General features: G+C 48.6%; 26 protein-coding genes. 20 read left to right on the plus strand and 6 right to left on the minus strand.

Annotation, left to right across the window (positions count from 1 at the left end):
- The first annotated feature begins 1,013 nt into the window (after positions 1 to 1,013).
- Positions 1,014 to 1,199 (plus strand): amidase domain-containing protein, encoded by a 186-nt coding sequence (locus tag F1593_RS29940; protein WP_371873896.1) that lies wholly within the window; start codon positions 1,014 to 1,016, stop codon positions 1,197 to 1,199.
- Positions 1,200 to 1,397: 198 nt separating this feature from the next.
- Positions 1,398 to 2,492 carry a WD40 repeat domain-containing protein gene (locus tag F1593_RS21065; protein WP_149403542.1) on the plus strand — a complete coding sequence of 365 codons (1,095 nt, stop codon included), beginning with the start codon at positions 1,398 to 1,400 and terminating at the stop codon, positions 2,490 to 2,492.
- 297 nt (positions 2,493 to 2,789) lie between these two features.
- Here the strand turns inward: F1593_RS21065 and F1593_RS21070 are convergent, their stop codons facing one another.
- The gene (locus F1593_RS21070; RefSeq protein WP_149403568.1) at positions 2,790 to 3,119 is read right to left on the minus strand and encodes a winged helix-turn-helix transcriptional regulator; all 330 of its coding nucleotides are present in this window, start codon (positions 3,117 to 3,119) and stop codon (positions 2,790 to 2,792) included.
- Between the two features lie 193 nt (positions 3,120 to 3,312).
- Here F1593_RS21070 and F1593_RS21075 point away from each other — a divergent pair, with 193 nt between their 5' ends.
- The 3 genes from F1593_RS21075 to F1593_RS21080 are packed head-to-tail and all read left to right on the plus strand — an operon-like array spanning position 3,313 to position 4,068.
- Complete coding sequence (locus F1593_RS21075; protein ID WP_149403543.1) at positions 3,313 to 3,606, plus strand: DUF1330 domain-containing protein; 294 nt, start codon at positions 3,313 to 3,315, stop codon at positions 3,604 to 3,606.
- Positions 3,603 to 3,746 (plus strand): hypothetical protein, encoded by a 144-nt coding sequence (locus F1593_RS28505; RefSeq protein WP_172632316.1) that lies wholly within the window; start codon positions 3,603 to 3,605, stop codon positions 3,744 to 3,746. The genes F1593_RS21075 and F1593_RS28505 overlap by 4 nt, the downstream gene beginning before the upstream one ends.
- On the plus strand, positions 3,718 to 4,068 hold the full coding sequence (locus F1593_RS21080; RefSeq protein ID WP_172632317.1) for a zinc-binding dehydrogenase: 351 nt from the start codon (positions 3,718 to 3,720) through the stop codon (positions 4,066 to 4,068). Before F1593_RS28505 ends, F1593_RS21080 begins: the two co-directional genes overlap by 29 nt.
- A 6-nt stretch (positions 4,069 to 4,074) precedes the next feature.
- On the opposite strand, the gene F1593_RS28510 is transcribed toward F1593_RS21080, so the two are convergent.
- Complete coding sequence (locus F1593_RS28510; RefSeq protein WP_172632318.1) at positions 4,075 to 4,236, minus strand: hypothetical protein; 162 nt, start codon at positions 4,234 to 4,236, stop codon at positions 4,075 to 4,077.
- On the opposite strand from F1593_RS28510, the gene F1593_RS29420 reads away from it, so the two are divergent.
- From F1593_RS29420 to F1593_RS21150, 14 genes are all read left to right on the plus strand, one after another.
- The gene (locus tag F1593_RS29420; protein ID WP_149403545.1) at positions 4,237 to 4,875 is read left to right on the plus strand and encodes a helix-turn-helix domain-containing protein; all 639 of its coding nucleotides are present in this window, start codon (positions 4,237 to 4,239) and stop codon (positions 4,873 to 4,875) included.
- A 3-nt stretch (positions 4,876 to 4,878) separates the two neighbouring features.
- Positions 4,879 to 5,349, plus strand: coding sequence for a transposase (locus tag F1593_RS29425; protein ID WP_235932651.1), 471 nt, complete (start codon positions 4,879 to 4,881; stop codon positions 5,347 to 5,349).
- Between the two features lie 299 nt (positions 5,350 to 5,648).
- A complete protein-coding gene (locus F1593_RS21095; RefSeq protein ID WP_149403546.1) occupies positions 5,649 to 6,032 on the plus strand; it encodes a cupredoxin domain-containing protein in 384 nt (127 codons plus the stop codon).
- Positions 6,033 to 6,488: 456 nt separating this feature from the next.
- Positions 6,489 to 7,499 carry an ABC transporter ATP-binding protein gene (locus F1593_RS21100; protein WP_149403547.1) on the plus strand — a complete coding sequence of 337 codons (1,011 nt, stop codon included), beginning with the start codon at positions 6,489 to 6,491 and terminating at the stop codon, positions 7,497 to 7,499.
- Positions 7,500 to 7,541: 42 nt separating this feature from the next.
- Positions 7,542 to 8,204 carry an ABC transporter permease gene (locus F1593_RS21105; RefSeq protein WP_149403548.1) on the plus strand — a complete coding sequence of 221 codons (663 nt, stop codon included), beginning with the start codon at positions 7,542 to 7,544 and terminating at the stop codon, positions 8,202 to 8,204.
- A 12-nt stretch (positions 8,205 to 8,216) separates the two neighbouring features.
- On the plus strand, positions 8,217 to 8,867 hold the full coding sequence (locus F1593_RS21110; RefSeq protein ID WP_149403549.1) for an ABC transporter permease: 651 nt from the start codon (positions 8,217 to 8,219) through the stop codon (positions 8,865 to 8,867).
- A gap of 128 nt (positions 8,868 to 8,995) precedes the next feature.
- Positions 8,996 to 9,979 carry a glycine betaine ABC transporter substrate-binding protein gene (locus F1593_RS21115; RefSeq protein WP_172632319.1) on the plus strand — a complete coding sequence of 328 codons (984 nt, stop codon included), beginning with the start codon at positions 8,996 to 8,998 and terminating at the stop codon, positions 9,977 to 9,979.
- Positions 9,980 to 10,158: 179 nt separating this feature from the next.
- On the plus strand, positions 10,159 to 11,067 hold the full coding sequence (locus tag F1593_RS21120) for an LLM class F420-dependent oxidoreductase (RefSeq protein WP_149403551.1): 909 nt from the start codon (positions 10,159 to 10,161) through the stop codon (positions 11,065 to 11,067).
- 32 nt (positions 11,068 to 11,099) lie between these two features.
- Positions 11,100 to 11,543, plus strand: a complete 444-nt coding sequence (locus tag F1593_RS21125; RefSeq protein ID WP_149403552.1) for a TIGR03668 family PPOX class F420-dependent oxidoreductase — start codon at positions 11,100 to 11,102, stop codon at positions 11,541 to 11,543.
- Between the two features lie 322 nt (positions 11,544 to 11,865).
- Complete coding sequence (locus F1593_RS21130) at positions 11,866 to 12,651, plus strand: RNA ligase family protein (RefSeq protein ID WP_172632320.1); 786 nt, start codon at positions 11,866 to 11,868, stop codon at positions 12,649 to 12,651.
- Between the two features lie 63 nt (positions 12,652 to 12,714).
- Entirely contained in the window at positions 12,715 to 13,896 is a 1,182-nt protein-coding gene (locus tag F1593_RS21135; RefSeq protein ID WP_235932652.1) for an AAA family ATPase, read from the plus strand.
- A 36-nt stretch (positions 13,897 to 13,932) separates the two neighbouring features.
- Positions 13,933 to 15,639: an ABC transporter substrate-binding protein gene (locus F1593_RS21140; protein ID WP_149403554.1), complete on the plus strand. Its 1,707-nt coding sequence runs from the start codon at positions 13,933 to 13,935 to the stop codon at positions 15,637 to 15,639.
- 78 nt (positions 15,640 to 15,717) lie between these two features.
- Positions 15,718 to 16,680 (plus strand): ABC transporter permease, encoded by a 963-nt coding sequence (locus tag F1593_RS21145; RefSeq protein ID WP_172632321.1) that lies wholly within the window; start codon positions 15,718 to 15,720, stop codon positions 16,678 to 16,680.
- A 90-nt stretch (positions 16,681 to 16,770) separates the two neighbouring features.
- Complete coding sequence (locus tag F1593_RS21150) at positions 16,771 to 17,703, plus strand: ABC transporter permease (protein WP_149403556.1); 933 nt, start codon at positions 16,771 to 16,773, stop codon at positions 17,701 to 17,703.
- 57 nt (positions 17,704 to 17,760) lie between these two features.
- Here F1593_RS21150 and F1593_RS21155 read toward each other — a convergent pair whose 3' ends face one another.
- Together F1593_RS21155 and F1593_RS21160 are read right to left on the minus strand one after the other, a co-directional pair.
- On the minus strand, positions 17,761 to 18,681 hold the full coding sequence (locus F1593_RS21155) for a protein DA1 (protein ID WP_149403557.1): 921 nt from the start codon (positions 18,679 to 18,681) through the stop codon (positions 17,761 to 17,763).
- Between the two features lie 41 nt (positions 18,682 to 18,722).
- Complete coding sequence (locus F1593_RS21160; RefSeq protein WP_149403558.1) at positions 18,723 to 19,595, minus strand: GNAT family N-acetyltransferase; 873 nt, start codon at positions 19,593 to 19,595, stop codon at positions 18,723 to 18,725.
- Between the two features lie 185 nt (positions 19,596 to 19,780).
- Between F1593_RS21160 and F1593_RS21165 the strand changes: the two genes are divergently transcribed.
- Positions 19,781 to 21,061 carry an alkaline phosphatase family protein gene (locus tag F1593_RS21165; protein ID WP_149403559.1) on the plus strand — a complete coding sequence of 427 codons (1,281 nt, stop codon included), beginning with the start codon at positions 19,781 to 19,783 and terminating at the stop codon, positions 21,059 to 21,061.
- Positions 21,062 to 21,128: 67 nt separating this feature from the next.
- Here F1593_RS21165 and F1593_RS21170 read toward each other — a convergent pair whose 3' ends face one another.
- Positions 21,129 to 23,873 (minus strand): ABC transporter permease, encoded by a 2,745-nt coding sequence (locus F1593_RS21170; protein WP_149403560.1) that lies wholly within the window; start codon positions 23,871 to 23,873, stop codon positions 21,129 to 21,131.
- Complete coding sequence (locus F1593_RS21175; protein WP_371873897.1) at positions 23,870 to 24,559, minus strand: ABC transporter ATP-binding protein; 690 nt, start codon at positions 24,557 to 24,559, stop codon at positions 23,870 to 23,872. The genes F1593_RS21170 and F1593_RS21175 overlap by 4 nt, the downstream gene beginning before the upstream one ends.
- Positions 24,560 to 25,649 lie beyond the last annotated feature (1,090 nt).

Consider the following 25,649-nt stretch of genomic DNA (forward strand, 5'->3'; position numbering starts at 1 on the left):
GCCTCGCACGCATTGGTACCTATTTCTTCCCGAACGGAGTTTCTCTTTCAAAACTGAGTCTGCTCATGAGGGCTTACACAAAGGACACCTTTCTGCAAGCCCCGGTTTTAAAACGTGACACTTAGTCACAAATCTTTCATCTCGGAAATTCATCCCAGGATGATGGGACGGAGAGATAACGCCTCTCTGACACAATGGTTCTGTTCAATTGTTGAGTGTCAAAGCCCTCTGGAGGCGGCTTTCTTTGAAAAGCGGAACTATATCCCTCCTCTTTTACCTCAGGAGGCATAGTTCCCTTCATCACAGTGGGCATTTTCCTACAGTCTCATTTGTGTAAAAGTGTCACGTTTTAAAACCGGGGTTCATGACTATCTGCAAACGAGCATAAAAAAACTCGTCCTCACAAGGACGAGCATATAACCCGTGGTACCACCTCTTTTGAACTGCCTGCGCCGCTTCTATCCACAGATAAAAATCAACAGCAATTCCACTCATGCGGTCAACAAAGAACCGCGCCTTCTGATAACGGCGAAGAGTGGCCGGTCAGGTTTCTACTGACGCTCTCAGGTGGGTTCGATGCTGGCTTCGCATGCCGCCTTGCACTATCGCGGCTCGCTGTCCGAAACCATACGCATCTACTGATCCTGATCGAAGCGTTAACATTGTTTTTTAGTCAGGCAAAGCATACACCATCAACTCAGGTGTGTCAAGCAATGCAAAGAGAAAGTTGGGGTTCCAATTCCCAACTTAATTTGGCAGAATTGGCTTTTAGTCTGGACACAAACAGACCAGGTAATTTGGCCATCCAACATTCATCAAACCTTTTACCATTAGACTTCCCACCAGGTGAGAAAAGATGTGTAATACATGTTCCACATAGTAGGAGAGGAACAGCACACTCAATGCGATTTTTAAGTTGGGAAAGAGTAATAAAATCATTCGAAAAACGCTTCGCCCCATTCCACATTTTGAAAGCTTTTTCGGCATGCCTTACATTCATTGCGTGCCTTGCTATGTTTAGTGGTAATGCATTTGCATATAACAGGCCAAATATTATAAATTACGTAGGTAAGTGGGCAAAGAATCGAAATGGATTCTGGCCATCATATGGGTCAGATTGCACGATTTTTCTGTCTCAGTCTATGAATGCAGGTAGAGATGGTATGGATGGCACCTGGCATGCACAATATTATTTATAGCACTGGGATGTAACACTAGCATAGGACAACGCCAGCTACAATTTTCAATATGAGACGCAAAACAAGACACAATCAAAAATAAAAGCAGCTCAACAAAAACCCTAAATACGCTGACAAAGCAAGATCAGGTTTTGTTTTAAAAACCTGATCTTGTTCAACACAATCGCAGATACGACAACATAAAAATGGAGATTGCAAATGTCTGAACTACCTTTTCAAAATAACGTTCATAAAGAAAAAAGTGTAAATCAACCATCCACTCGAAATTCTCTATCTCGAAGGACGTTCTTAAAGAGAGGTGGTTTAGTAAGTGGTGGTGTTCTCCTCGCTCTTGGTGGTGCTTTTCTTTGGGAAAAAAATTATTGGCACGATTCTGCGATTTATACGTTTCATGATACAGTCTATAGTGTCACATGGTCTCCAAGCGGCAAAAGGCTTGCAACTCTGAACGCAGATGGGGCGCTCCACGTCTGGGATACCTCAACATATACAACAACATATAGTAGCCATGCTACTGGAAATATCCCTACAGGTGCAACCAGATGGTCACCCAATGGACAGTATATCGCTTCATGCGATCAAAACCACGCTGTACGTATCTGGAATACTAACAACTGGTCATCATTCACGAATACATCTAACATGCAAACGGATGTAACCTCACTTGCCTGGTCGCCAGATAGCAATTTCGTTGCAGTGGGAAGTGCCAACAAACTCGTATGCATTTACCATGTAACGGCAGGAAAAACTTCTGCAGCTGAGCTAGCCTTTACCTATGATCAACATCAGGATGGAATAACTACACTAGCGTGGGCATCTAATGGCACCTATATTGCTTCAGGTTCTTTAGATGGAACTGTTCGCATATGGCATCCTACGACAGGTGTCACACAAGCGACTTTTAGTGATCCCGCCATACATCCCATCACAGCCGTAACCTGGTCACCTGATAATCAAATGTTAGCCTTCACGTTTGGCCCAAAGGAAGATAATCTGCAACCGATGAGTACACACATCGTCCAGGTAGTTCATATTCCATCGGGCTCAGTAGTATCAAGCCATACGGGACACAGTGATTATGTAGCTTCACTGTCCTGGTCTTCCAATGGAGCCTATATAGCCTCCGCCAGCGATGATACTACTGTACATATTTGGCAGCCCAAACAAGCACAGAACGTTTATATTTATCGTGGCCATACGGCCCGTGTAAGAAATGTTGTCTGGGCGCCAGATAATATCCATCTGGCAACGACCAGTGAAGATAACACCCTTCAAGTCTGGCAAAACTCTTAACACATCATCTAGCCCTGGACCCAACGCAAGATCAGAAAGAGATGGAATTCCTCATGCTTTGAACCTTGTTTTTGAGAAACCGTCCCTAGTGCAGGTTCAAGAGACCCGTTGTGCAAGATGATCAGTTGTGTGAGAAACAAAGGGATCAGAGACGTGACGCTCCGTGTGCCACTGCAGTGAGCAGATGGGCTGATTCAGCACGGTCCCGTTGTCAGGGCTTTTCAATTCTGGAAATCGTCAGCCGCGATGGTTCTCCTAAGATCTTTCAGCTTCTGTTGGTCGTTGACATCTTCTCCCTTATTGCTCACTTTGAGAGATCGCATCTTCTGCCAACGCCCAGGTTGTCATCGCCTCGAAGATAGGGCGCAAGCGTTGCCCTCGTTCCGTCAGTTTGTATTCAACGTGGAGCGGAACCTCCGAGTAGACCGTACGCGTCACGATGCCTTGCTCTTCCAATAAACGCAGCCGATCCGTCAGCGTTTTTGGGCTAATGGGAGCCAACGAACGACGAAACTCACCAAAACGTTTGATCCCGCTGAACAGGTCACGCAGAATAAGAATAGTCCACTTGCCCTCTAAGATCTCCACGGTACGTCCGATTGGCTGAAAACAGGAAATGTCAGTCATCACTCTTGCTGGCTCCATGCTAGTTCACTTTCTGAAACTATTGCACTTTTTTGAAACTACTTTACAAAAGTACCAGAGAGTTCTACTCTTGTCAACAAGACAAAATGTTTGTCTTCCCGAAGTGTCATGAGATGGAGATATATGTCTCTATTCACTCCAGAATACATTCATGAAGAATAAAGGAGAAAAAACAATGGCAGCCTATCTTGTCTTTGATGTCGAGAAAATAACTGATGTTGAGATGATGATGGAATATCGTCGGCTCGCCGCGCCAACGCTGAAAGAATACGGCGTCAAATTCCTGGTAGAAGGAGGTGGCCCATATGAAGTAATTGAAGGGGAGAGGCCGACACAAGGGTTGGTTATCCTGCAATTTGAGGATACGGATCACTTCAGACGTTGGTTTAATTCATCTGAATATCAGGAAGCTCGCAAGCTCCGTCTCCGGTCATCTACTGCTCAAGTCATTCTTATCGAGGGGCAGTGACTGCAGCCTCTGTCGTCGCGTCTATCCGGCGACCAGAACGAGCCGCAGAGATGAAAGAGAGCGGCGTCCATCAGACCGTTGGAGGAGAAGATCTCACGCTCGCACAAGCGTTTGGCCCCTATCATCTCATTATCGACTAGGGGCAAGACTCTTGCGACAGCCTTAACTCTGCTTGCGCCTGGCGAGATGTGTGTCAATCTTGGGACGTCAGAGAGTACTGAGGTCAGTTTGAATCTCAGAACCATTCTGAGCAAGAGCATTCATTTCTGTGAATTGTTTTTGCTGAAAGAGCTAGAACGCTCTTCAGTGGCAGAGGATCTTCAAGGTCTGGCCCAGCTTGTAGCCAATGGGCAGCTCAATCCGCGTATCAATGTACAGGCTCCCTGGACCGAGGCGAGCGAAGTAACACAACGCTTCCTGGATCGACGGATCACCGGCAAGGCCGTTCTCGCTCTCGCTTGAGACGCTTTATGAGTCATCTCCATTTGTAAATCCCAACATTAAACGATTTACACCCATAGCAACAAGCCATCCTGGTGCAACAAACGAACGGTTTGTTGCACCAAATTCATTCTGATCGTCTCCTTTTGAAAAACGCGCGAGCTTCTCGCGAAGAAGAAAAAACGACACATGAAAGCTCCTCTCTTTGTCCAAACGTTGAGTCCAGACGAACAGGCAAAAATCTCCGATGGATTGTGCTCATGTGACGCCTTTACCCTTCGTCGCTCTCAGATCCTGCTTGCCTCCAGCCGAGGGCAGCGCCCATCATCCGTCGCCAGAAACCTGGGTTGCGCGACCCAAACCGTGCGTAATGCCATTCATGCTTTTGAGCAGAAAGGGCTGGATTGCCTGAAGCCCGAGTCCAGTCGGCCAAAAACGGTGCAAGCCCAATTTGACCAAGACGTGTGCGAAGAATTACGAGCGATCCTCCACAAGCCGCCACACGTTTTCAACAAAACGACCAGCCTCTGGACGCTTCAACGAGCGGCCGAGGTATGTTTCGAGCAAGGACTGACCGAACAGCAGGTAAGCATCGAAACGATCCGTCAGGCCCTCAAGCGACTGGGGGTGAGGTGGCAACGTGCTAAACACTGGATCACGAGTCCCGATCCTGAATATATCAGAAAAAAACAACGACGTGATGCCCTTATTGCTCTCGCACAGCGGTACGGATGGGAGATTGGCTATATGGACGAAGTGTGGTGGAGCCGACTGAGTCAACCAAACCTGCACAGTTGGAGTGAGCAGGACAAGCCGCTGCGTTTATAAGAGATGAACAAAGAAAAGGATGATCCTGACCCAAAAGCGCTGGCGTGTTATGGGATGCTTTCATCCTCCGATGAGCACATGTTCCTCCGCTTTGTCGCAGGTCGCCCAGTCAGTTCCGTCACGATCGAGTTTCTACAATGGCTGGGCGAGCAGGTCCAGGCGCAGGGACACCACGTACTGGTGCTTATTTGGGATAACGCTTCCTGGCACGTGAGTAAGCAGGTTAAAAGTTGGCTGCGAGAGCATAACCAGGCAGTGCAACAAGAGACAGGTTCGAAAGCAGGCGTGAGGATTATTCCCTGCTGGTTGCCAGTCAAGAGTCCGTGGTTAAACCGCATCGAACCCAAGTGGGTTCACGGCAAACGTGCCATTGTTGAACCTGCACGGATTTTAACAGCAAGCGAACTCAAGCAGCGTGTCTGCGATTACATTGGCTGTGAGCTGCTTGAGCCACTTACACAGGAGGTCTCTTGAATCTGCACTAGCCAGCAGGAACAGCTGTTAGCTGAGGATTACTTCATTTTTTGGAATCGGAAGACCTTGCAGAGAAAGATGGGGCTAAATATCGGAATATGCTGACAAAAAATCAGGTGGCATCCCACTGCTGCTGAGTCTATAATAAGGAATAGAAATATATTCTTGTATTGGCAACTATAGATTGCGTTATCTTCACGGACTCAGGCAAAACGCCGGCATGATCCATACAGTTGGTGGGAGAGAGAAAGAAGATAAAGCATTCATTCGATACGCATTCTCAGGAGCATATTCGTACAATGAAAAAGATATTTGGAGCTCTGATAATTTTGAGCCTGCTGGCACTCTTGATCTCGGCATGCGCTGTGGGCAGCAATCAAGCTACCGGGCCTAATCCGGTCCATATGGATGACTCAAGCTTTAAGTTACTCTCAATCGATATCAAAAAAGGTGACAAGATTACTCTGATCAACGATAATGCCCCGGTCCATATTATCGCCAATGGCACCTGGGGGGATAATAATACTCCGAAACCGGGAAGTGAGACGGGCGCACCTAAAATAAATAATCTACAGGTCGATGGCTTTGGGAGCGGCTCTATCGGCCCATTTAATACCGCTGGCACCTTTCAGATCTATTGCACGGTTCATCCAGGCATGAAATTAACGGTCAACGTGAAATAGGTGATCCCACCAAAAAAGCCCCGCCGGGATGGCGGGGCCTACATTTCTGGATAGAGATTCCACGTTAAAAGCCGTTAAAGGATGCGTTGATATCATAGGCTGCCGCCAATTGACTCTGGGCCAGGCCAGCTTGAGGTGCAGCTGCGTGAGAAGAAACGGAAAAATAACGAAACCTCCATATTTTGTAGAAAACCCCTACAAAAAGGCTAGTCAAGAGCTGGTGTTTTGCAGTATGATACTAAGAGGAAAGTAACAGCGGTTACATATTTTGAGATAAAGAAAAGATGAGAGAATAGAAAAACTCGTCGATACGGAAGAGTAAACGAGACGAATCCTTTTAGGAGAGCGTATTATATTAAGTTATGGCTAAAGAAGAATTCACCTTCAAGCAATGTTGATAGAAATAAAGTATAATTAAAGCTCATTATTTCATGATGCGAGAGGAATTGCTACTGCATGACAACAATTGTATTTAACCAGATCACCAAACGGTATCCAGGAACAGATACTCCAGCCGTTGATGCAGTCACCTTTGAGGTTCCTGAAGGCAGCACATGCATGCTCGTAGGCACCTCTGGCTCTGGAAAAACGACACTATTGCGTATGGTCAATCGTCTCATCGAACCAAGCTCGGGCGAGATCTTGATCGATGGCAAAAATGTCTTGCAGGAAGATCCCATCCAACTTCGTCGCCGTATCGGCTATGTTATCCAGCAGGTAGGTCTTTTCCCCCACCTGACGATTGCCGAAAATGTGCGTGTCACGGCAGAGATTGCCGGGGGCTGGAGCAAGCAGCGGCTCAAACAACGCGTCGATGAATTGCTCGAACTGGTCGGCTTACCACCAGATGAATATCGCAAACGTTTTCCACGTCAACTTTCAGGTGGACAACAACAACGCGTCGGTCTGGCACGTGCTCTGGCCACAGATCCAGCCATTCTATTGATGGATGAGCCATTCGGTGCGCTTGATGCGATCACGCGTGCCCGTATGCAAGAAGAATTACTGCGCATCCAAAAAGATGTACATAAGACGATTCTCTTTGTCTCGCACGATATGGAAGAGGCATTCAAATTGGGCGATCAAATCGCGGTGCTTTCGCAGGGTAAATTGGTACAGTTAGGTACACCAGTGGAGTTGTTGGCCCAACCGGCAAACGGCTTTGTAGGCCAGCTGGTCGGTGCTGACAATATTCTGCGCCAATTGCAGTACTTGCCGATTTCGCATGCGCTGGCAAACAAACCAGAAGCGGTTTCATCCGCCCACTGGGGAGACGTACCAGAACTATCAACTGAAGCTACGTTGCTTGATGCTCTGCTACAACTCCTCGCCACCAACGCTCCCGCCCTTTCTGCAAAAGATCCCCAGACCAAACAGCACACCGGTTATATCACACTCGACAGCCTGAATCGCGAGATTTCTCACATACGCCAGGAACAGAACTCAACCGTGGAATCGCGGATATGAGATCAGATAGGCTGTGACGATAGCGAAAAGGAGCTCTGTTCTATGCAATATATACTGAGTGGGTATAACTATGATCTGACTGATCCTGGGAGTATTCCAAATCTTATCGTGCAACATATCTATCTTGTCGGCGTTGCGATGCTCATTTCACTGATCATTGCTATCCCCATCGGCATTGTCGTGGCGCGGAACCGCTGGCTGTATACGCCCGTGGTCACCTTTACTGGCATGCTCTATAGCATCCCCGGAATCGCCTTTCTGGCGCTTCTGATCACGATACCCTGGATCGGATTGAGTTGGGCCACGATTATGATCCCACTGGTTGCCTATACCCAGCTCGTCTTGATTCGTAATACAGCCACAGCCATTAATGGCATCGATCCTTTATTGATCGAAGTTGGCAAATCCATGGGCATGAATCGCTGGCAGTTGTTGACTCGCGTCACCTTGCCACTGGCCCTGCCCGTCATCGTTGCGGGCGTGCGGATCGCGACCGTGACGACCGTTGGAACCGCCTCCCTGGCCTCGCTGGTGAACGAGGGAGGATTGGGAGATCTCATTTTTAAAAATCTGACCAGTGGGGATGAGCAAGCAATTATCGCCGGAGCGATCCTCATGAGTGTGTTCGCGGTCGTAGCCGACCTGATCTTACTCGGCATTCAAATGTTGTTAAGTCGGGGACGGAGCGCGACCTCGGTTGCATAGAAGGGAGAAACTATGAACGCACTCTGGCAATTTGTGACCGATCCAGGCAATACCTTTGCCAGCCATACGATTGCATATTTACAAATCTGCGGCATCTCCATTTTCTTTGCGATCCTGATAGGCGTCGTCTTAGGTGTGGCCGTATCGCGCAGTCCTCTGCTGGCCTTTGCAGCAGTGAATGTAAGTGGATTGATGCGAGCGATACCCGTGATTGCCTTTCTGATTGCCGCCTTGCCCTATCTGGGCACCGGCTTTAAACCGACCGTCATTGCCCTGATCGTGCTGGGTATTCCACCAGTGCTGCTGAACACCTATACAGGCATCCGTGGAATTGATCCCGCGATCATTGATGCCGCACGTGGCATGGGCATGACGCAATGGCAGATTATTACCCGTATCCAGACGCCACTGGTGCTGCCGATTATCGCGGCCGGGGTGCGTACCTCTGCGGTACAAATCGTGGCCACGGCTACCCTGGCAGCCATCATCGGGGCGGGCGGATATGGTGAATATATTATTGATGGCTTAAATCGACTCGATAATACCGCAACGCTGGCGGGCGCGATTCCTGTCGCGCTCCTGGCGATTATTGTAGAATTATTTATGAGTTGGTTACAACGCGCATTGACTCCCGCAGGACTGCGAGTCAGTGCCAAAGTGTAAGCATCCTTTCGGGATACGGTTGTAGAAAGCAAGCATACTGCTTCTAGCTCGACTGTGATGGTATGTACGTTGAAGCACAACCGATCCATTTTTTATATTGTGCATCCTTGGAGCATTCAGGAGGAAAAATGCCCTCATTATTCCGCTCATTACGAGCAAAAACCCTTGTTATCTTTGCCTGCCTGCCTTTATTCATCCTGGCAGCCTGTGGCAATAGCAGCACCACCACAACCGGTGGTGGTTCCAGTCCCAGCAATCCTAACGCCAATGTCACGCTCACTGTAGGCGGTAAACTTGATACCGAATCAAAGATTCTCACCAAGATTTATACCCTTGCGCTACGTGATGCTGGCTTTAAAGTAAATGAGAAAGCAGCCTTTGGTAATAATACAATCGTCTTCTCTGGTATCAAAAGTGGTGCCATCGATCTCTATCCAGAGTTCACAGCCACCGGCCTGGATGCTTTGAAGAAAACATCGTCTCTTGACGATGCCAAAGACTATCAGACCGTCAAAGATGGCTTCAAACAGCAGTTCCAGATCGACTGGCTGGATTATGCACCACTCAATGACACCTATGCAGTCTGTGTCCAGCAGGGGAACAGCCTGGGACTCAAGACGATCTCTGATCTGGCTAGCAAAGCCAAACAGGTTACCTTTGATCTGCCCAGCGATAGCACCTATGTGTTCGATTATTTGAAACCCAAGTACAATCTGACACTGAATAGCTTCAAAGATGTGCATAAAGTTGACTATACGATTGGCTTCAAGGAAGTGAGCGGCGGTCAGGCGCAGGCCAACTTCTGCTATTCCACAGATGGTGGCATTACTACCAACAAACTGACAGTCCTGGCCGATGATCAGCATGCCTTCCCTGCCTATCATCCTGCTCCAATCGTGCGCGCCAGCGTTCTGTCAAAGTCGCCAGATATCGCGACCGCCCTGAACGCGCTCGCACCTAAACTTACCACCCAGACAAGCCTTGATCTGCAACAGCAGGTTGCCAAGAATATGAACAACAATATGTCTCAAAATCAGGCAATCTACCAGGCAGCCAAAGCATGGCTACAAAATCAGGGTCTCTGTAAGAAATCTGGTTGCGCCAATAGCTAAAGCATTCGCCTTGGCTAGCTTATCAATAGACCCTACACAGAGAAGATGTGTGCAGGGTCTATTCTTATTGTTACTTTTGACAAAAGACGGGATTTAGTAGTTTTGTTGTATACTATCAAAGTCGAAAAATAGAGCGAATCATTCCACTCTCCAGGAATGGATATGATAAGGAGCACTTTATGCGTTTAGGATTGCAGGTTCCCAGTTTCACCTGGTCTAACGGTCAGAGTGAACTCGGAGATACTTTTGCGATGATTGCCGAGCGCGCTGAGCGGGCCGGTCTGCATAGCCTGTGGGTGATGGATCATTTCTTCCAGATTCATATGGTCGGACCAGCCGAAAATGAAATGCTTGAGGGTTGGAGCGCCCTGGCCTTTGCCGCCGGTCGCACCAATCGGATTAAACTCGGCACGCTGGTAACAGGTATCACCTATCGCCATCCCGGCGTGTTGATCAAAACAGCGACGACGTTAGATGTGCTTTCCCATGGACGAGCCTATCTAGGAATTGGCGCAGCCTGGAATGAGCAAGAGCACAAGGGACTGGGGATTCCCTTTCCGCCTCTGGCCGAGCGCTTTGAGCGGCTGGAAGAGACCTTAAAGCTCGCCCATCAGATGTGGGCTGGCGATGATAGCGCCTTTACTGGGAAATATTATAATCTTGAGCGTCCACTCAACTCACCGCTATCGGTGCAAAAGCCTCATCCACCCATTATGGTTGGCGGTGGTGGTGAAAAGAAGACGCTGCGTCTGGTGGCACAGTATGGGGATGCCTGTAATCTTTTTGCGCGTATCGGCAAAGAAGAGTTACAGCGCAAGCTAGGCATCCTTCAGGAGCACTGCGCACAACTGGGACGCCCCTATGCGGAGATCGAGAAGACCACGCTGGATAGCATCCAGATCACAAAAGATGGTCATGGCGATACCCTCTCGCCCAATGCAGCTATCGATCTGTTTGGCAGTCTGGCTGAACTTGGCATCGATCAGGCCCTATTTAGCCTGCGCAATGCCAACGATATCGAGGCCTTTGATCTGCTCGCCACACGGGTCATTCCAGAAGTCGAGAAAATCAAAGTCGCCGGGCGTTAATATCAACTGGACAAAAGAAGAGAGATCCAACGATGGCAGAGCAACAGGCAATCCTGACAACGGCGGAAAGCAACTTTGTACAACGGCAACGGGTCGCCCGGCTGGCGACATCCGATGAACAGGGAAGTCCCACCCTGGTGCCTGTCTGCTATGCCTTCGATGGACACTATTTCTTTACCCCTTTAGATGAAAAACCCAAACGCGTCGCGGTTACACAACTGCGGCGCGTCCATAACATCGAAGCTCGCCACGAGGCCAGCCTGCTGATCGATCAGTACAGCGACGACTGGTCACAACTGGGATATGTCCAGATCTATGGTCATGCCGAACTGCTTTATCCCGCTGCGCCCTTGCATGAGCATGCGCTCCCACTCCTGCGCGCTCGCTATCAACAATACCAGAGCATGGCGCTGGAAACACTTCCCATCATCCTCATCACCCCGCTCCGCATACGCTCCTGGGGGCCAGCCATCTAACCTCACATAGCGGCCACCCTTCACGGGCAATACCGCTTAAAGAACATGAGCCTACCGCGGGATTGCCCGTACGATGAACGGGAAAGCGCACCTCGGTTGCGACCTTGGCACGCACCTACATCGCTGCCCAACGCTCTGTCTCAAGCCCCGGCATCGTTGTTGGAGTTCGAATACCCTTGTTCATCATTCCTTGTATTGAAGCGGGATTGCCCTTCACGGGTGGAGACGCATTCATATCTCACTCCGTAGAACGATGGAAGCAATGATACAAGTAAAAACCATATTCTACACAATCTAAGAAGCAAGCGAGGAGAAAATTATTATGTCTATGCTCTATAAATATCCCCGCACACCGCATGTGGAAGGTTCGGGCATACAACGCGGCGACGAAGATTTGAGGATGTTGCCTCTACGCGAGTTACCTGGACACTATGTGGTGGTTGAGGAGAAGGTGGATGGGGCCAATAGCGCGCTTAGCTTTACCGAGGATGGTCAGCTATTATTGCAAAGCCGGGGCCATTATCTCAGCGGTGGTCCCAGAGAGGTGCAATTCCAGTTGCTAAAAAGCTGGGCCCATAGCCATAGCGCGGCCTTCTGGGATGTGCTGATGGATCGCTATATTCTCTATGGCGAATGGCTCTATGCCAAACATACGGTCTTTTATACAGCGCTCCCCCATTATTTCCTGGAGTTCGATATCTATGATAAACAAACAGGCACCTTTTTGAGTACAGCAAAGCGCCGCGCCTTGCTGGCACAATTACCGTTTGTATGCTCGGTCAGAGTGCTCTTTGAAGGACAACTTCAGAGTACGCAGCAATTACTTGCTCTCCTCACCCGCTCTCCTTATATCGAGTATAATCATCTAGAACAACTACGTGAGTTGTGTACGAAAAAGCATCTCAATAGCGAGCAGGCATTGAAAGAGACTGATCCCAGTACCTTGATGGAGGGTCTGTATATCAAGATAGAGACCAGCGAGAGTGTACAGGAACGCTGGAAATATGTGCGCGCTGGCTTTCAGCAGGCCATGCAAGAGTCAGAGAGCCACTGGATGAATCGTCCGATTATCCCTAATCTCTTGAGCAAAACGGCCTCGCTCTTTTGAGGCGCAGTAATCAATTACTGATGATAAGCAATAGAAAAGTTAGTATGAACAGAGAAAGATTAAATGATGTCGAAATTGCATGACCCGGCAAGCATACAAAAACAACAGGATAGCTCTTTCCCTTTTTGTCCCGATCCAGCCCAGGGATGGAAACTCGACTGGGAGGGCGTCCAGCAGCAGTTTTCCTGGATACGTGCCATGGATGGTGTTCCTCAATATCCAGCCTATCATGCGGAAGGGAATGTACTGATCCATACGCATATGGTGGCTGATGCTCTGACACAACTGGCTGAATGGCGCGCTTTACCTGCAATGGAACGGACAATCCTCTTCGCCTCCGCGCTGCTGCATGATGTCGCTAAACCTGTGTGCACAAAAATTGAGCCGGATGGCATGATCAGTTCCCGTGGACATGCACGCCGAGGCGAGTTTATAGCTCGCCGTATCCTCTGGACAGGCACGGAACTGGCTGCTCCTGTCCCCTTTATCGCACGCGAATATATCGCGCGCCTGGTACGCTGGCATGGTTTGCCACTGCAATTCTTGAATCGCGCCCATCCAGAGAAAGCCGTGATTGAGGCCAGCCAGAGTATTCGGATGGATCATCTGGCGTTGCTTTCTGAGGCCGATGTGCGTGGTCGTATCTGTGCCGATCAGGCAGAGCTACTGGAGCGGGTGGAGCTGTTCCGTCTCCTCTGTCAGGAACAACAGTGCTATGACGCACCATATGCCTTTGCTACTCCCTATAGCCGCTTTGTGTATCTGCACGACGAGAAGGGTGATCCCAATTATCAAGCTTACGACGATACGCAAAGCGAGGTCATACTTATGGCTGGATTGCCCGGGGCGGGGAAAGATATCTGGTTGCAGAACCACGGTCCCGATTGGCCGGTAATCTCGCTGGATGGGATACGCAAAGAATTGAAGGTCACCGCTACCGATGACCAGGGGCATGTGGTCCAGCTGGCCCGTGAACGAGCACGAGAATATATGCGCCAGGAACGTTCATTTGTCTGGAATGCGACCAATACGACACGAATGTTGCGCCGTCAATTGATTGATTTTTTTATATCTTATGGAAATCGCACTCATATTGTATACATTGACACCCCTTATAACGTCTTATTACAGAGAAACAATGAAAGGCATGCAAATCTTCCTGAAGAGATTATTGAAAAGTTAGTGGACAAATTAGAGGTTCCAGATATCACAGAAGCACATCAAGTGGAGTGGATACAGCAGTAAAAAAATCTTCACGGTTTGTGTATTTGAGGAGAACATATGCTCGCAGAAACTCACTATCGCTATCCATCTAGTAAACTCATCCTTGCTTGCTTTATAGTGCTCACCCTTCTACTCAGCGCCTGCACACCTGCCGGAACTCCCACCAGTTCGACCCATACGAATTCAGGGCAAATCACCAATGGAGGAACCTGGATCGATGATCTGGTGAATGAACCAGATTCGTTGCTTCCTAATGCAACGGTGCAGACCTTTTCCCAGATGGTAATGCAGGCACTCTATGCCCCACTCTTTATTGGGGATTCCCAGGGGCAGATCCATGCCGGAATCACGACCCGCGTGCCCTCAGTTACCAATGGCGATATCAGTCAGGATCAAAAAACCTGGACCTTTCATCTTCGGCCTCATCTGGTCTGGTCGGATGGGCAGCCATTGAATGCCGATGATGTCTATTTTACCTGGCAGCTCTGGAAAAATCCACTGTTCGCCGCCTCAAACACGTCTGTAATTAAACATATACAATCCGCGCAAGTCTCATCAGACAAGCTCTCTATCACCTTTCATCTCACTAATCCTTTTGCACCTTTCCTGACCGCCTGGACGGATGGTGGATTCGCTCCACTCCCACAACATCACTTTGCCAATATGGCACCTGGAAACATTAAGAAGTCCAGTGATAATCTTTTCCCAACAGTGACCAGTGGACCATTCATGATGTCCGAAAGCAAACCGGGCGACCATTATACGGTCATACGCAATCCAAAATATTATCTAGCCTCGCAACACTTGCCGCATCTGGATAAGATTGTCTTCCGTGCTGTGGGCAATCAGGCGACAATTCTAGAGGACCTAAAATCTGGCGTGGTCGATTCGGCCTGGTTTCTGGACTCCTCAAAGATTCCATCTTATCAGAAGTTAAACAACTATCAACTCATTCAAAACACCTCAGCCGGCTATGAAGCATTGCACTTCAATGAGAATAATCCAGCCTTAAAAGATGTCGCGGTTCGTCAGGCCATCTCAATGGCAATTGACCGTTCAACCCTGATCAAAGTAGCTCGCCTGGGTTCTGCTCAGATTCTCTGTACTGATCATAGTGCGGCCTACCAGCCAGGCTATCAGCAAGAGGCCCCATGTCCCGCATTCAATATCGACGCCGCCAATAAACTGCTGGATAATGCAGGCTGGAAGACTGGTTCAGATGGTGTGCGACAAAAAAATGGCATGCGACTGGAATTGAAATATTCAACCACCGCCAATAATGCATGGCGAGAAGAAGATGAGACGATCAATCAGGCGAATTTCTTAAAGATTGGCGTCAAGGTAGACATTCAGAACTATCCATCCTCAACCTTCTTCAGCACCTTTCTGGGCGGCGGCAAGGCTGGCACATATGATCTGGCTGAATGGTCAAGCAGCTATAATTATGATGCCAATGATGCATCTAACTTTGCCTGTAACCAGATTGGCTCATCCAACTTCAACTGGTACTGTAATCCACAACTCGATGAGCTCTTCACCCAGGAGCAACAAACGACCGATGCAACGGCACGGCAGCAAGTCTTCAACCAGATTCATAGTATCTTATTAAAGGATGTCCCGGTCGCGGTCATGTTCAATCCAAACGACATCTCTATCGCAATGAAGGGCACCCATAACTATAAACCCGGACCTTTTGTGGCATCGGAAACTGTCAATCTGATGGACTGGTGGTGCGATAATGGCACCTGCCCGGCGAAAGGCTAAAGCAGACATGTGAAACGTAGAGAAGAAGGACCCGACCGCGAGGGTTCGGGCCTTCTTTGCATGGGAAGGTTGGTGTTAATGAGACAATATTTGTTACGCCGTTTATTACAAGCCATACCGCTATTGATTCTGACATCGATTCTGATGTTTCTGCTGATTCATGCCATTCCTGGTGGCCCGGATGCTATCTATGATAATCCCAATCTGGATGCCGCCGGGCGTGCAGCGTTGCGGGCCAGCTTTGGGTTGAATGATCCACTCCCGATACAATATTTTAAGTGGGCAAGTAATATGCTCCATGGAAACTTCGGCAATTCGCTCTATACAGGACAACCAGTTAGTTCTGTGCTGGCACAACGTTTCCCGGCCACCGTAGAACTCTTCCTGAGTGCTTTTATACTATCACTCCTGTTGACGGCTATCCTGGGCACGCTATCGGCTGCTTATCAGGGTAAAGCCGTGGATTATACGATTACCACGCTGGCGTACTTTGGTATCTCCATGCCTATCTTTCTGCTGGGCCTGGTAATGCAAAATGTTTTTGCCTCCTCGCTCAACTGGCTACCACCATCGGGTACCGCGACGCTGGGCTATACCTTCAGTCCCTTTAACGCTCTGCTGGATCATCTGATGCACCTGCTGATGCCAATGGTGGTCCTGGCAGTAACATTTACCGCCGGTTGGAGTCGCTATCTCCGTACCAGCATGATTGATGTGATCAGGCAGGATTATATGCGAACCGGGCGAGCTAAAGGAGTCCCACCGGCACGCCTCTTGCTGCGCCATGCATTGCGCAACGCGGTGATTCCTCTGATCACAATTGTCGCCATTGATTTTGGCGCGATTGCCGGGGGAGCGGCAATTACAGAGAGTGTGTTTGCCTGGCCTGGTATGGGGCAGTTATTTATTGACTCCTTAAACCGGCGCGATTATCCCGTGCTCTTAACGGCATTGTTGCTCAGTGCAATCTTTGTGATTATCTTTAATCTGCTCGCGGACGTGCTCTATAGTGTGATGGACCCACGTATCCGCTATTCATAGCAAACAACTCAATACGAACGAACGATTGATGTATAAATAAACGGATTGAGATCAAGTCTTAGCGTGTTTGATTAGAAAGGATTAGCTGGAATGGATGCATCAAAACAGGCTCATTCATCGCAAGAGGACTTTGAGATTCCAGCAGAGCTTACGCCCGCATTACAGGCCAGGAGGAGAAGTCAAAAGAGGATTATTTTCGACCGCTTTATGCGCAACAAAGTAGCGACGGCGGGCGCTCTCTTCCTGTTATTTCTGATACTTTGTTGCCTGTTTGGACCCCTGATCCCAGGCCACACGACGCCAGATGCCGTTGGCGTCACGGCTCCTTTTGCTGGATCATCCCTGGCCGATCCCTTTGGAACGGATAACCTGGGACGCGATACCCTGGCGCGAGCGATGGTTGGCGGGCGCATCTCGCTGCTGGTGGCGCTCTCTTCGATGCTGATCTCGATTGTATTGGGGATTATCATTGGCGCGTTCGCGGGCTATTACGGTGGCTGGTTGGATAATATTTTGATGCGTCTGACCGATACGATTCTGACGATTCCGCTCTATCTTCTGCTCTTTGTGCTCTCTGCGACCTTCGCGAACGGCACACCGATCAGTGTGATCTTTTTGATCGCAATCTTTGGCTGGACGAAAGCCGCGCGCCTGGTACGTGGAGAATTTCTGGCCCTGAAAGAACGGGAATTTGTGCAGGCAGCCGCGACAATTGGAGCTCGTGATCTACGCATGATGTTTTATCATATCCTGCCCAACGCCGCCGGGCCTATCATCGTCAATGCAACCTTGCTGATCGGCAGCAATATCATCCTGGAATCTGTGCTGAGCTTCTTTGGCTTCGGCGTCAGCATTCCCGTCGCCAGTTGGGGAAGTATGATCAATCAAGGGCGGGATTATTTCGATGCAGCACCACGGCTCCTGCTCATTCCCGGCATTCTAATTTTCCTGACAGTGCTCTCCTGCAATCTGGTCGGTGACGGTCTGCGCGATGCGCTCGATCCACAGATGACCGAGCGCTGATCCTATCCTTAGAGGATATGCCATAGGGGCTGTATGCAACAGAATGGAACGAGGAGGTTAAGGCAAGTCTTTGGTGGTGCGCAATGTCTCAAGCAAACGTTGAAAACCGACGGCTTCAGAGATGGCATGGACACCTCGAAATCCTTCACCATAAATAGGATCTTGATTGTGCTCTTTATTCCTACTGTGATAAAGACTCTCGGGGGTGTTGGCATCAAGATAGTAGCGATAGGAAAGCAGTTCGCAAAAACCTTCCTCAGCCCGGGAAGATAAGTTACTGATACCATTCACGATGAGCCAGACATGCCCAAGCTCATGCACAGCCACACCCTGGAAAAGTGTGGCTGGTAGTCCTTGTAATATGGCAATGCCATTGATTTCAGTGCGCATCGCCCGGCCATTTTGTGTATAGATAGCGCTTGTCGTAGCTCCGAGAGAATGTGAGGAATGGACATCCTGTAACAATATCGCCAGACGCGCACGATCACAGAGCTCCAGGCTTAACTTTAGATTGTTGTAGCGCAATCCATGGCTATTAAGCCAACGTACGCACTGTGAATACAACGGTCTGGCCTCATCAATTGTCTCGATCGCCGTTGTCCGACAGACGGGACAGCGCACAACCGCAGAACCTGCTTCGCGCTGTTGTGGAGAGACCAGACGCCCACAGTAAGCACAGGATGGGAATTGTCCCTGATGCTCACGACAAAACTTTTGGCCCCAGTGATCGACCAGATATTGCCCCTGTAAAGGCTTGCCACAATACGCACAGCGTGGCGCAATCAAGCGAAGATAGCATTCCGGATGATACGGTAACGCTTCGTGGACCTGAAAGCTATTGCTTTGAAAGGGCAGGCCACAGCCAGCACAGACAAAATGATCTGGATGCCAGGTCGCGCCCAGTGCCTGTATATACTTTCCCTGGATAGCTTGTCTACAGCCTTTGCACACAGGTTGTCCGGTATTCATTCCATGCATCCTATTTCAGACATCCTCTTTAAAGGACAAGACGATAATAATCAAAGGACAAGACGATAATAATCATAACGACTCGTCTGTTTGAAACCATAGGAGAGATACAAGTCCAGAGCATGCTCGTTCTTGACCTCTACCTCTAACACGACCGGGCGCGGTCCTGTTTGCTGGATTGCCTGTAATGTCTGTGTTAGGATCTGTCGTCCGTATCCCTGGCGCTGATATTCTGGCAGCACGCCAAAACCTGAAATAAAGGCTTCTTTTGCGCCATAGTAGACATCGATCTTGCCAACACAGGTATCGCCTAAGAAGGCCAGATAATAGATCCTGGCCGCATCGTTCATGCTGCTACTTGAATACCAATCCACAGCGTGTTCATTCATCTCAAAGGCACGGGCCGTGATATGCGTCAATACCGATCTATCTTCTTTTTGCGCCGGACGGAACTGGAGCGGAGAAGAGGGCAGAGTAGCAGGAAGCATGAGCCGATCTAAGCGCATTTTGTATTCCGAGTGATCATAATCGGGCTGAAGCGACGCGACAAAAGCCTGACCAGAAGCGGATGAATGCTCAACAATAAACAATAAACTCGGAATCTTCCTGAGCAGGCATTCCTCACGCGCCGCTGCCAATAAACGGGAAAAGATCTTCTGGCGTCGCCATTGTGGTGACACCATGCCGCTGACCTCGGCCTCATGGAGATTAAAACAAAAGATGGGCAGATAGCCGACTAATTTTCCCTGTTCATAATATAAGAAATCATTGGTTTGATTCTTTGGACGCGTACGCAGAAAGCTCCAGTTCAGCTTCAAATCGAGCTGATCCGCTGCATTACATTCAGCCGCCAGCACTTCTATCTCAAGCAACTCATTCAAACTCAAGCCACGCACTGCGTACAACCCATGCTTCAATGTCATACTTTACACCCTCATTATTTCTACTGGAGCCATAAATATTATTCGATCAATCTCATCATACAATAGAAAGGGAGGAGAACACAAAAATACATCTGATTCTGAGCGTTCCGTGATATACTGTGGAATAGACATGCACGCGTCAGGTCAACTACAAAAACCCCGCCGATTAGGAAGCAGGAACAAGTATGCTCAATTCAGCATCACTGAAGGCAATCAATCAGTCGCGTTTTTCACAACGATTCATTCGTCCACGGTATGATTCCTATTGTTTTGCTAATTACCCCGCCACGATTCAATTTCTCTTGACAGGAAACGGAAAGAGTACGCTCCCACTCGATGTATTTGGGGATCTTCCCACGCAATATGACACAGTCATTTTCTTTTTTATCGATGCTTTCGGTTGGCGCTTCTTTGAAAAATATGCTGAAAAATATGAAGTTCTGCAAACCTTTCTGAAGCAAGGGGTGGTCTCTAAATTAACATCACAATTTCCATCTACTACAGCGGCCCATGTTACCTGCATTCACACCGGCCTCGACGTTGGTCAAAGTGGTATATATGAATGGAATTATTATGAGCCACTGGTCAACGACATTATTTCGCCCCTGACATTTTCTTACTCAGGTGACAAATACACACGCGATACGGTCAAGCAATCCGGTATTCCTGCAACCGCGTTTTTCCCCAAAAAGACCTTTTATCAAACGCTCCATGAGCAAGGTGTTGCATCACATATTCTGCAATATCAAGCCTACACACCTTCAACCTACTCGGACATCGTCTTCCGTGGAGCACAGGTACATCCCTATGAGACATTAAACGAGGCATTTCGGGACCTGACAGAATTGCTCACGCTACCACAGAAACAACCAACCTATTATTTTCTCTACTTTGATCGCATTGACGCTACCTGTCATAATTATGGTCCATCATCCAAACAACTTGATGAGGCGGTGGATAACTGCTTTCAATTGATGAACCAATCATTCTTACAAAAGGTCAAACCGAATGGTGGCAAAACGCTCCTTATGCTTACCGCCGACCATGGACAGGTTGAAGTCAATCCACGCAATACCTATTATCTCAATCAACAAATGCCTACTATCAACCGCTATCTCAAGACCAATAGTCGGGGACATGTCCTCGCGCCCGCTGGCTCCGCACGCGATATGTTCCTACACATTAAAGACGAATATGTGGAAAAAGTGATTACTGAATTGCGCCAGCGTCTGACTAATCGAGCAGATGTCTATAAGACAGAGGACTTGATCGCGCAACATTTCTTTGGTACACAGCCACCTTCACGCACCTTTATGGAACGTATTGGCAATGTGGTTATTTTGCCGTACAAACGTGAAACGGTCTGGTGGTATGAGGAAAGCAAGTTTAATATGCACTTTCAGGGACATCATGGAGGCTTGACGCCAGAAGAGATGGAGATTCCTCTACTGGCCCTGGCCCTATAGCACCGACGAGCAGAGAGATACATACGATAATACGCACTATCTCTCTGCTCATCAGGTGAAATGAGCTTTATTCGTACCGCAAGACTTCTAATGGACGTACTCTGACCGCTCCCCAGGCGACGATCAAAGCAATCAGCATCGCCAACGCAGCCGAGCCAAGCACAATCGCCAGAACCATCGGCGTATTGACGGTGAAATGGGCATTGAAGGCGTAGGTGCCAAGCAGCCAGGTTACCAGCGACGCCAGCGCCATCGCCACTAAAGCCCCCAATCCTCCCACTGCGCCATTCTCAAGCATGACTTCGCTAAGGATGGTACCGCTTGTATAGCCAACAGATTTGAGAATACCCAACTCTCTCCGCCGCTCCAGCATTGCCAGCGCCACAGCATTAGCAATGATAATCAGGCCCGCCAGCAAGGTCAGGGAGGCAATCGTTGTCAACGTCAATAGAATATCGTTGAGCAACTGATTGACGAAATCGGTCAGGCTGGCGAGATTCAGGAGAAAAGCCTTAGGAACGGTAGCCCCGATGATATCCACCGCGCTATTTAACTTCGCAGCATCGATCTTCATGTAGAAGACTGACTGCGCAAAGCCTGCCGGTGAGAGGGCTCTGGTGGTATCAGTTGTGCCCAGGATAGGCTCAAAGGTAGCACCCAGGGTCGTCGATTTATAGAAACCAACCGCCGTGACGCTCTTCGAACTGGTCCCATCGGCACCCAGCAGGATAATCTTTGAACCGATCTGCAAATGCAATGAAGACATCTTTAACAGCGCATCAGAGAGGAGCACATTATTGGTGCCCTCATCATCGGGACGCAAATTGCGGCCACTCACGATTTGCAAGGTATTCGTGCGGGGCAATTGGTTATTGCCCACATCATATCCTTCCACGCCACTCAGGAAATAACGCAATTGCGAGCCACGTATCGAACTGGCACTTCGCTGCTGTGAACCGGTCAGGTAGGACTGAAATGGTTCGCCATTAATGCTCAAAGGGGTGGTTGTTGCCAGGGTGTGCTCCTGATACGAGGATAAACCAGGAACCGAGGCTAATTTTGCACGCAATTTTGTGGTGTCGTCATTAGAGGTGATTGAATAGACATTATAATTGAGCGTGGTGGCGATAACATTATTGACCTGATCACGCAAATTCTGACCCAACGCCAGGATCAGACCGATCGTAAAAATGCCCACGAAAAGTGCTAGCATGGTGGTGGTAGTCCGCGCACGCTGACGAGACAGGTTACGCAAGGCCATTTTGGCAGTTACCTTCAGTGTGCGTGGCAAGAAAACAACCACGAGACCGGCCAGCGAGAAAAGAAAAAACAGCATCCCATAAGCGGGCACCACGCGATATAAGCCATAGGAAATTGCCAGCATCACCACAACCAGCAGCAAGTGCCAGATACTAACACGCTCAGGGACAGGCAGTTTACTCACCAGCACAATCAATAATCCCAGCACCAGACTGAGCAGGGCCAGGAAGAGGAAGATACCATAAACCGTGATAGTACCCAGGCGCACATCGCCATTCAAAATGACAATCGACAGGATGCAGAATAATAGCGAGAGCAGGATCAAAAGGAAACCCATCAAGACAAGGCTCCCTTTCCCACGCCCCTCTGGCAATTCGCGAATCACATTCAATGGTCGAATATTGGCAGCCTGTACAATGGGTAATAATCCGAAGATTAAAGAGGTTGCGATACCAATCACCACACCACCCAGAATCGTAAACCAATCCAGCACAAAAGGCACATTCAGGCCAAAACTCGCCACGACCAGATTGCGCACCAGATAACTGATTAATGTGGCTGCGCCAGCACCCAGCGCACCGCCGATCAATCCCAATAAACCGGCTTCCAGGCCAAAGAGAAGATATAAGTCAAAACGTCGATAACCAGTGGTCTTCAACATCGCAATCTCTGCCTTACGACGGGAAAGCAAGACCTGCATCGTATTGACGATACCCACGCCACCAATCAGCAAGGCCAGGAGGCCAGCAATTTCCAAAAACTTGCGAATGTTATCAATGATGCTCTGCTGCTGCTTCAACACGTCGGCAGCGGTCTGAGTTGTCGCGATAGGAAACTGCTGCTGGATCTTCTTCACAGCACTATCGATTTTCGTTGAAGGCGCGGACACATCAACGGTATCATAGGACAGAGCCACTTTGGGAGCACTGGCCTGATAATCCTGTGTCGCTAAGAGAACGACGCTACCTGATTGCGCCAGTACGCCTGTTTCAGAGACAATACCCGCAATGTGAGCATGCACGATACGGCCATTTTGACGGGTAGAACTGATGATAATATCAAAGCTATCACCGAGGTGCTTCTTGTATTGATCAGCAAAAGCCTGTGTCACGACCACAGCATCATTTTTTACCAGATCAGAGACACTACCATGGGATGGGTTGACAAAGGTGGGAGATGTGATGGTAGCTTCAGGATAATGCTGTGCGTCGATCACACGTACACTAAAGGTTTGACGAGTGGATGCTTTGGCTCCCGTTGAAGCCTGCGACGTAACCATCGGGGTATAATCTGTGATCAAACCGTCCTGCTTCCAGGTCGCGAAATGCTTGAGATCAGCCACTGTAAATGGCTGCTGCGAACGAATGGCGATATCCCCACCATTGGCATCACGCACATTGCCATTAAAGGCGTTGTTGATCATTAATCCCACTAACTGGAGGGTCACAATCGCCATCACGCCAACCGCGACACAAAAGATAGCCAGCAGGGTCCGTTGTCCATCGCGGAAGAGTGAGCGTGAGGCATAATTAAAGTATGTTGAAGCTTTCACTGCGTAATACTCCCACCAGTGCGATCAAGCTCGGCTACCAGACCATCCACAATACGAATCGCACGATCCGCATGGCTGGCAATATTGGGATCATGGGTGGCAATGATAAATGTTTTGCCTGTCCTGGCACGCAAATCGGCAATCAGCTTCAAGACATTTTCGCCATTGCGGGCATCGAGATTGCCCGTCGGCTCATCGGCAATTACAATAGCGGGATCAGCGGCGAGCGAACGCGCAATAGCCACACGCTGCTGCTCACCACCCGATAACTGATTGGGACGATGATCGAGCCGATGAGACAGGCCAACCAGGTTGAGCAATTCTTTTGCCCGTGCGGATGGCGAACCTTTATGCTTCCCCACATACAAAGGAATTTCGACATTCTCTTGCGCGGTCAATGTTGGGATCAAATTGAAGGATTGGAAGACCATACCTATTTTCTGATTGCGTATCGCCGCCAATTTTCCCTCTCCCATACGCGCAATATCGATGCCATCAATCAATACTTGCCCGCTGGTTGGATTATCCAGGCCCGCGATAATGCCCAGCAATGTACTCTTACCAGAACCCGAGGGACCAACAATAGAAACAAAATCGCCACTTATAATTTGAAAGCTAATACCCTTAAGAATATCTATACGCTCACGGCCCAGCGGGAGGCTTTTCTTAATATCATGTACATCCATGACGATGTTCCGCTTATCAACAGCCGTGATCGCTGGCACCGCATCTTGAAATCCAATTTCATCCATGGAAATGAAAACTCCTTCACAGACCAGGAAACAATAGAGAACAATATATGATGAATATAGCAATGACGGTAGAATATTTAAAATCGAGGCAAAAAAATGAAGGACCTCTACTTCATTCTAAGCAGCGAATATAGCCTACCATACAGAGTGATAACTATAACGGATCACCAGTGATCAGCGTTATAGTTATTTGCATCATAAGCATTACGAAAAAGCTATCTCTATAGTTTTATATTTTTCTCTTTTCCGTTTGCGACGGTAGGAGGGTGGAAACGGGGACACCCGTTCCCCGGCAGGGGGTTTGGGGCGGTCCTGCTTTTCTTGTGTGAGGTTGGAAAACTCAATCTATTATAGAAGCGGGGGCAGAAGGTAATCTGGTACTCTTCTCCTATTTTTCTTCATATTATTGCGATCATATTTCGCTGTTCTCCAGAAAGAGTAAAATTCACTGATCCAGGAGTTAAATTGTACCTATCTCATAGAATGATATCCCTGACGTTTGCACGATGATTCACGACCACAGATACATGAGAAAGCGTGCGCAAGGTATGTGATAATAGTATATAGCCGGAGTTTAAAAGAAATGTTCAATTACTGTTCACTGTGTTGCATCCTGTGTAAGAATGTTTCTTGCACTTTATCCGCAGCTCGCTAATAATTATGATGAAACAGGCGATAAAGATAGCCCGGCAATGGCTCCTGGAGGCGCTCGCTAAGCGCATCGAAGGCTACTCCCTTATCTGGCAACACACATGACATCAATTACCTATCATAAATCGATTCTACTATATTCTTCCTTCTGTATAATGTAGAGAGAGAGATACACTGCATAGTGCCGAGGATAGAAGTGCTCAAAACGTTCGAATTTGCACTTAAAGCTTGTGAAAAAGCCCTCATATACAGCTATAGAGAAATGAACAGGATATGCAACTGTGTTCAACTATGCTATACTGCCTAGAAATAGGTTGGCGCGTTCCGTGTTTCTTTACAGGAGCACTCTATCTATGCGCCCGATGGGAAGAAG

The organism is Dictyobacter arantiisoli (assembly GCF_008326305.1).
GTDB classification, from domain to species: domain Bacteria; phylum Chloroflexota; class Ktedonobacteria; order Ktedonobacterales; family Ktedonobacteraceae; genus Dictyobacter; species Dictyobacter arantiisoli.

Excerpts from the sequence above, each read along its gene's own strand:
- F1593_RS29940 (WP_371873896.1), top strand. The coding sequence starts at position 1,014 with ATGTTTAGTGGTAATGCATTTGCATATAACAGGCCAAATATTATAAAT.
- F1593_RS21065 (WP_149403542.1), top strand. The coding sequence starts at position 1,398 with ATGTCTGAACTACCTTTTCAAAATAACGTTCATAAAGAAAAAAGTGTA.
- F1593_RS21070 (WP_149403568.1), bottom strand. The coding sequence starts at position 3,119 with ATGACTGACATTTCCTGTTTTCAGCCAATCGGACGTACCGTGGAGATC.
- F1593_RS21075 (WP_149403543.1), top strand. The coding sequence starts at position 3,313 with ATGGCAGCCTATCTTGTCTTTGATGTCGAGAAAATAACTGATGTTGAG.
- F1593_RS29420 (WP_149403545.1), top strand. The coding sequence starts at position 4,237 with ATGAAAGCTCCTCTCTTTGTCCAAACGTTGAGTCCAGACGAACAGGCA.
- F1593_RS29425 (WP_235932651.1), top strand. The coding sequence starts at position 4,879 with ATGAACAAAGAAAAGGATGATCCTGACCCAAAAGCGCTGGCGTGTTAT.
- F1593_RS21095 (WP_149403546.1), top strand. The coding sequence starts at position 5,649 with ATGAAAAAGATATTTGGAGCTCTGATAATTTTGAGCCTGCTGGCACTC.
- F1593_RS21100 (WP_149403547.1), top strand. The coding sequence starts at position 6,489 with ATGACAACAATTGTATTTAACCAGATCACCAAACGGTATCCAGGAACA.
- F1593_RS21105 (WP_149403548.1), top strand. The coding sequence starts at position 7,542 with ATGCAATATATACTGAGTGGGTATAACTATGATCTGACTGATCCTGGG.
- F1593_RS21110 (WP_149403549.1), top strand. The coding sequence starts at position 8,217 with ATGAACGCACTCTGGCAATTTGTGACCGATCCAGGCAATACCTTTGCC.
- F1593_RS21115 (WP_172632319.1), top strand. The coding sequence starts at position 8,996 with ATGCCCTCATTATTCCGCTCATTACGAGCAAAAACCCTTGTTATCTTT.
- F1593_RS21120 (WP_149403551.1), top strand. The coding sequence starts at position 10,159 with ATGCGTTTAGGATTGCAGGTTCCCAGTTTCACCTGGTCTAACGGTCAG.
- F1593_RS21125 (WP_149403552.1), top strand. The coding sequence starts at position 11,100 with ATGGCAGAGCAACAGGCAATCCTGACAACGGCGGAAAGCAACTTTGTA.
- F1593_RS21130 (WP_172632320.1), top strand. The coding sequence starts at position 11,866 with ATGTCTATGCTCTATAAATATCCCCGCACACCGCATGTGGAAGGTTCG.
- F1593_RS21135 (WP_235932652.1), top strand. The coding sequence starts at position 12,715 with ATGATGTCGAAATTGCATGACCCGGCAAGCATACAAAAACAACAGGAT.
- F1593_RS21140 (WP_149403554.1), top strand. The coding sequence starts at position 13,933 with ATGCTCGCAGAAACTCACTATCGCTATCCATCTAGTAAACTCATCCTT.
- F1593_RS21145 (WP_172632321.1), top strand. The coding sequence starts at position 15,718 with ATGAGACAATATTTGTTACGCCGTTTATTACAAGCCATACCGCTATTG.
- F1593_RS21150 (WP_149403556.1), top strand. The coding sequence starts at position 16,771 with ATGGATGCATCAAAACAGGCTCATTCATCGCAAGAGGACTTTGAGATT.
- F1593_RS21155 (WP_149403557.1), bottom strand. The coding sequence starts at position 18,681 with ATGCATGGAATGAATACCGGACAACCTGTGTGCAAAGGCTGTAGACAA.
- F1593_RS21160 (WP_149403558.1), bottom strand. The coding sequence starts at position 19,595 with ATGACATTGAAGCATGGGTTGTACGCAGTGCGTGGCTTGAGTTTGAAT.
- F1593_RS21165 (WP_149403559.1), top strand. The coding sequence starts at position 19,781 with ATGCTCAATTCAGCATCACTGAAGGCAATCAATCAGTCGCGTTTTTCA.
- F1593_RS21175 (WP_371873897.1), bottom strand. The coding sequence starts at position 24,559 with ATGGATGTACATGATATTAAGAAAAGCCTCCCGCTGGGCCGTGAGCGT.